The organism is Emticicia agri (genome assembly GCF_004168285.1).
GTDB lineage: Bacteria > Bacteroidota > Bacteroidia > Cytophagales > Spirosomataceae > Emticicia > Emticicia agri.
Genome location: NZ_SEWF01000090.1, coordinates 1 through 10,684, shown reverse-complemented (window position 1 = coordinate 10,684; position 10,684 = coordinate 1). Strand labels below are relative to the sequence as shown.

At 30.9% G+C, this 10,684-nt stretch carries 11 protein-coding genes; 1 reads left to right on the top strand and 10 read right to left on the bottom strand.

The window, feature by feature from the left end:
- A partial coding sequence (locus EWM59_RS26740) for an integrase core domain-containing protein (RefSeq protein WP_229239419.1) occupies window positions 1-454 on the top strand: 454 nt, incomplete at its 5' end.
- 101 nt (window positions 455-555) lie between these two features.
- Here the strand turns inward: EWM59_RS26740 and EWM59_RS26735 are convergent.
- The 10 genes from EWM59_RS26735 to EWM59_RS26690 form a co-directional block, all read right to left on the bottom strand.
- Complete coding sequence (locus EWM59_RS26735; RefSeq protein ID WP_130024276.1) at window positions 556-1,038, bottom strand: hypothetical protein; 483 nt, start codon at window positions 1,036-1,038, stop codon at window positions 556-558.
- Window positions 1,038-3,233 carry an ATP-binding protein gene (locus EWM59_RS26730; protein ID WP_130024275.1) on the bottom strand — a complete coding sequence of 732 codons (2,196 nt, stop codon included), beginning with the start codon at window positions 3,231-3,233 and terminating at the stop codon, window positions 1,038-1,040. Before EWM59_RS26730 ends, EWM59_RS26735 begins: the two co-directional genes overlap by 1 nt.
- A 2-nt stretch (window positions 3,234-3,235) precedes the next feature.
- Window positions 3,236-3,445, bottom strand: coding sequence for a hypothetical protein (locus tag EWM59_RS26725; RefSeq protein WP_130024274.1), 210 nt, complete (start codon window positions 3,443-3,445; stop codon window positions 3,236-3,238).
- On the bottom strand, window positions 3,438-5,651 hold the full coding sequence (locus tag EWM59_RS26720) for a DEAD/DEAH box helicase family protein (RefSeq protein WP_130024273.1): 2,214 nt from the start codon (window positions 5,649-5,651) through the stop codon (window positions 3,438-3,440). Before EWM59_RS26720 ends, EWM59_RS26725 begins: the two co-directional genes overlap by 8 nt.
- Window positions 5,644-6,777, bottom strand: coding sequence for a cysteine desulfurase family protein (locus EWM59_RS26715; RefSeq protein WP_130024272.1), 1,134 nt, complete (start codon window positions 6,775-6,777; stop codon window positions 5,644-5,646). The genes EWM59_RS26720 and EWM59_RS26715 overlap by 8 nt, the downstream gene beginning before the upstream one ends.
- Window positions 6,778-7,144: 367 nt before the next feature.
- Window positions 7,145-7,390 (bottom strand): hypothetical protein, encoded by a 246-nt coding sequence (locus EWM59_RS26710; protein WP_130024271.1) that lies wholly within the window; start codon window positions 7,388-7,390, stop codon window positions 7,145-7,147.
- 50 nt (window positions 7,391-7,440) lie between these two features.
- Window positions 7,441-8,418 (bottom strand): DUF3871 family protein, encoded by a 978-nt coding sequence (locus tag EWM59_RS26705; protein ID WP_130024270.1) that lies wholly within the window; start codon window positions 8,416-8,418, stop codon window positions 7,441-7,443.
- Window positions 8,396-9,286 (bottom strand): AAA family ATPase, encoded by an 891-nt coding sequence (locus tag EWM59_RS26700; RefSeq protein ID WP_130024269.1) that lies wholly within the window; start codon window positions 9,284-9,286, stop codon window positions 8,396-8,398. The genes EWM59_RS26705 and EWM59_RS26700 overlap by 23 nt, the downstream gene beginning before the upstream one ends.
- Window positions 9,287-9,375: 89 nt before the next feature.
- Window positions 9,376-9,723 (bottom strand): hypothetical protein, encoded by a 348-nt coding sequence (locus tag EWM59_RS26695; protein WP_130024268.1) that lies wholly within the window; start codon window positions 9,721-9,723, stop codon window positions 9,376-9,378.
- 577 nt (window positions 9,724-10,300) lie between these two features.
- A partial coding sequence (locus tag EWM59_RS26690; RefSeq protein ID WP_130019702.1) for a transposase occupies window positions 10,301-10,684 on the bottom strand: 384 nt, incomplete at its 5' end.

The window sequence follows — 10,684 nt, the reverse complement described above, 5'->3', positions numbered from 1 at the left end:
TTTAACTGATAGGGGTACAGAATATTGTGGTAATAGGGAGCAACACGAATATCAATTATATTTGGCTATAGAAGATATTGACCATACTAAAACTAAGGCCAAAAGTCCTCAAACTAATGGTATATGCGAGCGTTTCCATCGTACTATTCAGGATGAATTTTATGCGGTTGCCTTTCGTAAAAAACTGTATCATTCTTTATCAGAACTACAAAAAGACTTAGATTCGTGGCTGAATCATTATAATACTCAGAGAACTCATACTGGTAAATATTGCTATGGTAAAACACCAATGCAAACTTTTATGGATAGTTTACAGTTAGCTAAAGACAAGCTCTTGGAAGAGGTCTTTAAAATAAACATCTTAGAAGACAATAAAAAAATGACTGAAGTGCCAGTTCAGTCATCTAATCCAGAGTTTAACTGGAATGCTATTAATATGCTATCTGACAGTTAATTTTAGCACCCTTCTGTCAGATTAAGTCTTGTCTATTACAATTTAATTTTATACTTTATAAGGTTCTTTACATATATTAACATTACAAACATAAATTTATTCTAAACTAAATCGGATAAAAGATCTACAAATAAATATTGTGAATTATCCAATTCACCATTGTCAAATTTATTCTTGAGGTAATCTAAGCCACCATAGGCATACTCTTCTATGAATGTAATAATCTTACGCACAACCTCCGCGAGTTCCTTCTCTTCCATATCTTCAAGTTCATTCCACTCAAAACCAATTTCATCAGATCGACTAAATATAGTCAATAAAAGGAAATCAATAAGAGGAGATGAACTTTTCCAACCAGCAATCTCAACGAATTTTTTGGCGTTACTACCAGAAGCTAATTCGATTCTACTGCCTATTTTAAGTCCTAAATAAAAAGCATAAACATACAATTCGTATAAAGGACCAAATTGAGAAAATTCACCTTTACCTTGCTTATTAGCTAATTTTTCAAATATATATTCCACCGACACAGAGTACTTCGGTGTCTTTTTTAAGATCATTTCTCTAAATTCACTACTAGTCATTATTTTGGTATTTTTTTATGCTCAGTATAGACTTCAATTTGTTTAAGATTGCCTGGAATTTGATTCAAGTATATCGTACTTACACTATCATTATTTAAGAGTTCATTGCCCAATTTATTAAGCTTATTTTCGGACTCTATGTCATATAGATCTTTAATGAGGATGATACTTTGAGGGAATACTTTCTCAGTTTCTTCAAAAAAACCTTTTATAAATCCTTGACCAAATGCTGATAAAGGAGCATCTGCTAATAAAGGGTATAAATAGCCGTATGGATTTACTGATATTATTGCCATGAGTACAGCTAATACTTTCATTCGTTGAAATCCCTCTGATGCCCCTGATACCTCATTACCCTCTTCATCTACATAGTTAAAGTCGATTGTGCCTCTTGGGTTTTTATCAAACTTCAAAATACCTCCTGCTAACTCATTATATTTGATGAGATTTTGAAAATGCTGATTTGCCTCTTTTTCTAGTTTTAAAATCATATCGTTAAAAACTCTTACCCTAGTTCTCTGAGCAGCATTTCTTATATCAGACGCAATATCTAAATGAATTTCATATTCCTTAGGAGTATCCTGTGGCCTCATTCTACTTAGCTCAAATTCGTCTTTCCTTATAAGGTCATTTAGCGATTCAATAGTAGTTTTTGACTTAACAATATCATCTTCAGATTTTTGCAATCGAGATAAAGCACCTCTGTACTGAGCCATTATTTGTCGAGCATCAGTCATATTATCTTCATCACCTATTATCAAGTGTGATCGCTCATCTTTTAAGCTTTTAATTTTGTCTTTTACTTTCGTAATACGATCTAGTAAATCTTGCTCTTTTTCCCTAGTCCGAAGAATTGAATTTTCAATCCCTTCAATTCTCCCTACATATGATTGTGCACCAAGTTGAATATCACCAAAAAAATCATTGAGATCATTTTTGAAAATTTGAACTGATTTATTTTGACCAGATTCTTTTCTGTACAATAAACTTACAATATGCTTCCACTCTTCAGTATCTTTTTTAGCTTCACGATTACACACATAGCAGTGCTCTCTTTCAATCATAGTTTGTAAGGTGACAGTATCTGGTGAATCTGGAGGGAGAAGGTTTATATGATTATGTTTATCTTCACTAAGTATAGCAGCCTTCTTTAATATTCTTTCTTCTCTATATCTATTTAGCTTTTCTTTAAAGCTTACAATTTCTTTTCCACATCCCATTGCAATCCAACCGAAATTTCCATCAAAAAATCGTTCATTTAGTTTTTCTACAAGTCGATCATAGTCTTCTTTAATTGATTTGAATTTATTGTTTTGCTCTTTAATCTTATCATCAAAATCCTTTCTAGCTTCAGCATTTTCATTTAAAGTCTCAAGCCTATCAACTTCTGCTTTATTTTCAGTATATGAATGTTCATATGATTTTAATTTCTCAAGTTCATGTGTAAGAGAGGTCTTTTTCTTTTCTTTCTCTCCTAGTTTAATCATATAGTTTTGTGATGCTGTATCATTTGAGGATACTTTTTCATTGAGGTCTTTTTCTGCTCTATCTGCTACATATTTTGTAATCTTTTCTAGTTCTTCATATTTATTAATATCGGTTAGAGTCTTTACAGCTCTATTTAAACTATCAGCCTGATTAAAATCAATAAGCTTGTCAATTTCTTCCCCTTGGAATAAGGAATATTCTCTTAGGTTAGGTTGGATTAGCTTATCAAGGATTCGTCTTTGTTCATCTTCATCATAAACTTCGTGAAATTCTAAAAGCTGAATATCCCTTTTTGAAACTTCTAAACCTTTAAAAAACACTTGCCAATCAGAGCCATCGATAAGTGATGCATCTGACTTTAACTTTTTAATTCTAAAGCCTTTACAAATACGATATCTAAATCGATTATCGCTAAACTCAATTGCAACATTACAATCAATTAAATCATTAACAATTGCTTCATATTTTGCTTTGTCTGAACAAACTTTAACAGCCTGATTTTTAATGGTTTTTCTTGTCTTTGTATCAGAATCAAGAATCTCATCATAAAAAATCCACAGGAAACCATTAAAAAACTTTGACTTTCCACCACCGTTGTCAGCTACAACTATGTTCACACCTGTGGAGAATTCATAAGTATTATCCTCAAGCGGTCCATAGTAATTAAAAAAGTTTTGAAATGATATTTGATTTATGATTGATGCCATAGTCACTTGATTAAATTTTTAACCTTATTATAAACAGTAATATCACCATGCATCTCAACCATTTTTGATTTGATAATCACAGCGAGATACTCAATAACTTTATTTTCATATGGAGGTGCAAGTTTAGCTTTCTTAATTACCTCTTCACTAATATTATATTTTGAGGACAACTCTGCATCTCTCAATATTTCTTTAAGCAAATTATCAATCATTTTCTAATGTATTAATTATCATATCTAAATCTAATTCATATCTATCGCAAATATCTTGAAGTGCATCTTTTGAATCATAAAAATTCATTGAAAGACTTGCGAAATATGCTACTCTTATCAATTCATTTTTAACCATATTCCGCTCAATTCGGTAAAGGTTTTCATTGTCATGGCTAGCAACTGGAGCCACAATCATATCATATATATACGCAAATTTTTTATCTACATGATTTCTAAGTAGTCTACCTCTTCTTTGAATATATTCCCTAGGATTTCCTGTACTACTAGCAAAAATTCCGACTTCAGTTCTAGGAATATCAACCCCTTCATCTAGCATTTTCATTGCTAGCAGCATATCTATTTTACCTTCTGAGAATCCCCTTAATTTATTGTTTCGTTCCTCTGTTTCAGAGGTGTAAGTACTCGCCCGTAAATTAGGTTTTACTTCTTGAGCTGCTCTCAAGTATTGATATACAAACTTATTAGCATCATCCTCACTACTTACTTCTTCTTCTCTACTTGAACCTACAGGTACATAAGTGAATACATATCTCAGTTTGTCTTTTCTATCCAACTCTTTTAAAATTCCCTTATAGGCTGAAATTTTCCTTCTAGCTTGATGGATGATCGTTTTCCTTCTTAATAATAAACTTTCTACTATTGGAGAATCCTTGAACTTGCCTTGTTCAAAATCGAAAAATTTTAATAATTTATTTGATAATTCAATATAATCCTCCTTCTCATCTTCTTCTAAATTTACAATCTTAGGGTAGTAAAAATAATCTGTTAGTCTTCCTTCTTTCATTGCCCTTCTCATCCCAAAACTGTAACAAAATGGTGGTTGATCATTAAAAAAGTCACATATAGCATCGGTTCCATCAGGGTCATATTTCCTATTTGGAGTAGCACTTAGTCCAATTCTTTTTGGAATTGTCAAAACTGAAATAATATCTTTGATTTGATTCGCTCCCATATTATGAGCTTCATCAGCGATTAAAATAAAATTGTCTTGAATCTTACTGAAATATCTTATAAATCTATCTGATGAAAAACTTGCATAAGTAGAAATAATTATACCATTCTTTCTTAAACCTGCTTTGAAGTTTGAAACATAATTTGGTATATATTTCATTCCATCATATCCACCCCCAATCACAATTAAATTTGAAAAATTGAATTGTTCAACCTCATTTATCCATTGTTCTAACAATGCCTTAGATGGGACAAGAATAATAGCATAATAATTCTTATTTTTTCTAAATTCTTCTAGTAAGCAATTTAAAGCAGTAATCGTTTTTCCTGTACCAGTAGCCATTGCGAATAACCCTTTTCTGTCATTTTTGACCCAATTTTTATAGGCTTCTATTTGATATGGACGTGGTCCTTCAGAAAAAGGGAACCTTGGTTGTTGCTCTAGCATTTCAAGATTTTCATTTACTTTCTTAATAGATGCATTAAGGTTGACATTATTTAGTAATTCTGCTTTTTTCTTGATTAATTCTTTCTCTTTTATAATTAACTCGTTAATATTTTTATTCCCAAACTCATTTTTAATAGCTATTATAACCTCATTTACATCTAAGTATTCAACGTAAGAAGAACTCTCTGAAAAAATAGTATCTATTCTGTTTTTAAGGCTATTGATCATTTTATTTGATCTCCCATTTTCCCATGATAAAAAGCATTGAATTGATTCCAAATTTTCCAATAATCCATAAGCTGTAAAATTACATGATCCATTAAAACCAATAGAATTTTCACCATCTGAAAAAATACCATCTTTATAGTGTGAAATACCTCTTCCAGATTTAGGTCTTATAATTTTAATCTGTATTTTATTGTTAGCAATTAACCATGATAGACATTCAAAAAAATGGACTCCATACTCATTTAGTCTCTGCTTTAAATTCTCTATATCTGATAAATCTATCAAATCCTTATTAATATTTTTCTCCTCCCCACGCTTGATAGCATTTTTATCTTCTTCTGAGAGAACATTGTTAATTATAATTCTCATTGTCCCTCCTGAACTTAAGAAAGTAGCAAAACCTAGTGACAATACATTAATAGCAGCAGAACTAAAATACCCTAATAATAAATCGAAAGTTTTACTATTGCTTAAGCAGTCTATGTAGAACTGTGTTGGTACATTATCATCGAATGTAAAATATGCTCTATCTTCTGACCAATTAATATCTTTAAGCATATTGTAGTAATTTAATTAATAATTTACTTATCGCTTTAATTTCATTATAAGTATTTTCTTTTCCAATAGATATTCTCAAACTCCCCAACGCTTCTTCTTCATTCAATCCCATCGCCAACAAAACATGAGAAGGCTGAACCAATGCTGAAGTACAAGCAGACCCATTGCTAACTGCAATATTCTTATATTTATCTATAAAAATATTGGCATCAAAGTCAGGAAAACATATATTAAGTGTATTATAAAGTCTTTGATTTTTATTACCGTTAATAAATGAATCCTCAATTTTTAGCAAATGCGTTTCTAATTCATTTCTTAAATTCAAAATTTTTATAGCATTCTTATCCATCTCTTCTAAAGCAATTTCACAAGCTTTCCCCATCCCAATAATGGCTGTAACATTACTTGTCCCGCTTCTCAAACCTATTTCATGCCCTCCTCCATGAGTTTGTGTTTCAACCTTTATTCCTTTTTTTACAAATAGGCCACCTATTCCTTTTGGACCATAGAATTTATGAGCAGAAAAACAAAGTAAGTCTATATCTAAATCATAAACATCAATAGGGATTTTTCCTACTGCCTGTGTAGCATCTGTAAAGAATATAGAATTATTTTGATGAGTAATTTCAATAAGTTCTTCAATTGGTTGTAGAACTCCTGTCTCATTATTCACCCACATAATAGATACTAAAACAGTATCAGGTCTTAATTCTTTTTTGAACTCATCAATGTCGATTATTCCATCATTTTTAACAGAAATATAGGAAACCTCAAAACCAATTTCTTCAAGGTATTTACAAGTATCAAGAACAGCTTTATGTTCTGTTTTACAAGTAATGATATGCCTACCCTTTGCTTGATTAGCAATAACTGCTCCCTTAATGGCAAGATTAATAGCTTCAGTAGCTCCAGAGGTAAAGATAATTTCTTTAGGTTCTGCGTTTATTAAGTCAGATACTTGTTCACGAGCTTTCTGAACAGCTTTATTTATATTTTTACCAAAGTGATGATTACTTGATGAATTGCCAAAATAGCCTTTAAAAAAAGGCATCATAGATTCCAATACTCTTTCATCAATTGGAGTAGTCGCATTATAATCAAAATATATTAACTCAGAGGTATCCAAAGAAATAAAGTATAGCTAGTTAAGGTTAAGAACACAATTTTAATAAATATTAAAACACTAAACAATATATATTTATAAAATGGTACTTTTACTTATGCAGCACTATTGGTAAAATCAAAAGTATATACACGTTGTCAAAAAATACTTAAATTTACGATTCCTTATATGCTTCTGTAAATATTTTATAAATATGAGAAAGTGGCTTTCTATCATCATTTTTACAGAATAACTTTTACTTTTAAAAAAGAAAGATTAAATTTTGTTTTTTTAGTGTTGTAAAGGAGAAAAGTTGTAAGTAGAAATTAAAAAAATCTAATTTCAAATTGTATTCCTTTTATAATAAGCTCTCTCTATATCAGAAAAGGATTTAGCTAATTAATATTTCAAACCTTAGGTGCAAATAACTTTTCCCTTTGAGAGAAAAGTATATATGTTCTTTTAATTCCGTTCTAACCATATCAACACTATAAATCTGGTTAACTACCAAATTATCTATTGGAACAATACATTTTACTAAGAATGGACAATAAATCCTTCTTAGTTCTCCCCTTGCATTTACTACCAGTAATGAAAATGGGTCAATTACTATTTTAGGTTCAAATTTATTATCCATAAGTTTACAGTATGAAATAGGTTAGCTATTCCTAGCTAACCTATTAAGATTTAAGATAAAAACCAGTTACTTTCTTTACTTTCTATTGATTGAGCTAAATTCTCAATGAAAGAATAAGCATTTACTCCTCTATCAAGAAAAGTATCAATGTAAGATTGTTTATTTACTCCTGTGAATAGATTATACACATTCCACAAGCTAATACTTCCATCATCTCTACGACAGAAAGATACATCTTGGTAATAATCTCGTGCAATTGCATTAATTTGAGTGTCCCCAATTACAAGAATGGGTATTTCTTTCTTTAAACTTATAGGTAGATAATTATACAATTTCGCTCTACCAATCAAAGTAGCAAATTCATGCTCTGTTAAAGAGTAATGAAGTAAATTCTGTAAAGCAATTAATTGCTGCTGTACATTATATTTCTGTATTAAATCATAGATTCCACTCATTAGCTGAGATGTATTCTTTACTCTTAGATTACCTATGAACCCATCAGTCCATACGCAGAGATTACAACATACTTTATTCTGAAATCCGATGAATATTTTAAATTGTTCATCTGTTCCTTTTTTGCTATAGAGATTATCCAGATTGTAGCTCTTTACTCCTCCTATCGTTAAAGAAAGCTGATTACCATTGATTGTATCTGTTATAGTTGGAATCTCTATAATAAACATCATTCTTTCATAGTAAATGGTTTTTTCGTGCTCTAGCAAATCTTTCGCTGGTTTATCCTTTGCTTCTGGAGTTCTACCTTTGATTGGATGAGAAACTCTAATGTTGGGTTGAAATATCTTTTCATGCTTAAATACGTGATGTGTTACTTCTAAAGCTGAGTTGATGAAATCCTGATGAGAAATAACAGGTTCGTTATCCTTTACATATACAGGAATTAAGTGATTATTCTCAATCTCTTTTAGCTTTACAGGTATTGTATTTGCTTGGATGAAAGGTATATCTGTTGACTCTACAAAACTATCTGTATGAGTATTCATAGGGTTAGAAACGATTTGAAGTTCCATTAGAAGAAAAAGTTTGATTGTTAGGAGATAAATTAACAGGAGTTTGTAGTTGCTGTTTCCTTGTATTGAATTGATTACGAAAATTAGTTTGCTCTTCACTGGTAGAATTCATATACAGTTCACGTAATTCATCAACTGTACTGCAAGCATTAATATGTTCTATAAGTGAAGAAATAGGTATAGAAGCTATTTCTATCTCTATACCTTCTCTACACCATTCCAGAATCCTTTGACCTGTTTCAGAGTTAATTTTAAATTCAGGTTTGTTTTCAAATAAACCAGTTCTATCTTTAGTAGCTAGAGCATTATGCTTTATATCTATTTCAAATACAATAGTTAATTCATAATCTAATCCCTCTTTTTGAATTGCTTTCATTCCTACCTTTTCAGGTACTTGTTTACCATTCTTTTCATTGAGTACATAATCCTGTTTAGCTCGCAGTGTACAGATAATATGTACATTAGCTTGCAGGATTGCTTGTATGAATTTCTGATGTCTTGGAGTAAATTTTGACCAGTTAGTATAAGAATTTCCTCCTAATGCTCCATGCTGCTCAATTATGTAATCCCATTCATGAGAAATAGAATCTATAATAATTACTTCCATTTGTGCTTTTAAACACACTTCAATCGCTTCTATATATCTTTCTGGTGAGAATGGAGAAATAAGATTCAGTACATTATATGTACCTAAATGAGAATATAATTCAGCAGAATGATTTTCTGTATCTATGACAGCTATTTTAGACCAATCATTTGTAATACCGAATCCTATGAGCAATGCTGAGAAAGTTTTTCCACTACCTGAACTACCTTGTAACCCAAGTTTGATTTTTACATTTTTTCTTTGTGCTTGCTGTAATTGCATGATTATAAGAGTTATAGAGTTAGAAAATAAGAAGAGGAGTATAGATGGATTTTACATCTACACTCCTCTTTTGTAGCGGATAAGTACTATTACGAAAACACAGCTTCCTGATTAACTATTCTTTCCATATTTTGTATTTCAACAGGAGCATACTCATAACGATGATTCCTTGTAATAACCTCTCCTGTTTCTGGAACGGTAAATTCGTATGGTTCACATGCTACTTTTGCTATACTACCTTGCATTGTTTTACCAATCATCATTTTACAAATAGCTTCATTGAATGTAGAGGATATCCAACACTTTCTGATAGTTACATAGTGTCTTCCTGTCACTTTAGAAATGACAAATTCTAAATCATCTGATTGTAATTCTAAAGCAAAATAGTTCTTCCCTTCTAAAGAGGTACGTTCTTGATAAGATGTTACAGTTACCATAATAGTGAAAATTTAAAGTGATAAATAGTTAGAATCGAGTAGAGAATGCTATATTATACTCATTGAATAAAAAAACTTCCTTCTCACCATTATTCAGAGAACATGAAATAATAGATAGGTTGATTTAAACAGCATAGCAAAATACGGGGGGTACAGCGATTCTATAGGATGAGTGGGGCATTTATACAACCCTAGATAGGAAAGATACCTATATTTTAAATTTTGAGCAGGATATGTTTGAGGTAGCTGAAATAACCAACCCAACCAAAACAAAGTATATACTATACTTATTAGTTTGGTTGGGTTAATTAATTTTAACTTAAAATATTAAAATCAGCTTATTTTAACAAAAAATGTTAATTAATAAGTTAGATTAAAAATCATTAATTTAAACTGTAATAGACAAGACTTAATCTGACAGAAGGGTGCTAAAATTAACTGTCAGATAGCATATTAATAGCATTCCAGTTAAACTCTGGATTAGATGACTGAACTGGCACTTCGGGAGTATTTTCTAAACTGTGTCATGTAGGAGTAATTAGAGCGAGTTATAAATTCTGGTTTTTTCAACCAGAGTTTATAACTCGAAATCTTCATCAGCGATTCTATCAGCGAAAATAATACTGATTTCTGATAAAATCTCTTTCCAGCTAAAAACCTTCTTATTCCAGAGTTTATCCATGTTCATAATGGATAGAAAAGCCAATTTTAGCAAAGCATTATCAGAGGTAAATGCACCCTTAGTCTTGGTCAGTTTACGAATCTGCCTATGATATGCCTCAATGGTATTGGTTGTATATACAATTTTTCTAATGGCTGGGGAATATTGAAAAAAGACAGATAACCTTTCCCAATTATTAATCCAGGGCTCAACCGCCTTAGGGTACAATTTACGCCATTTCTCTTCAAGAACAAGCAAGTTCTCTTCACCAATAATACTATTGGGAGCTTGATAGACTGA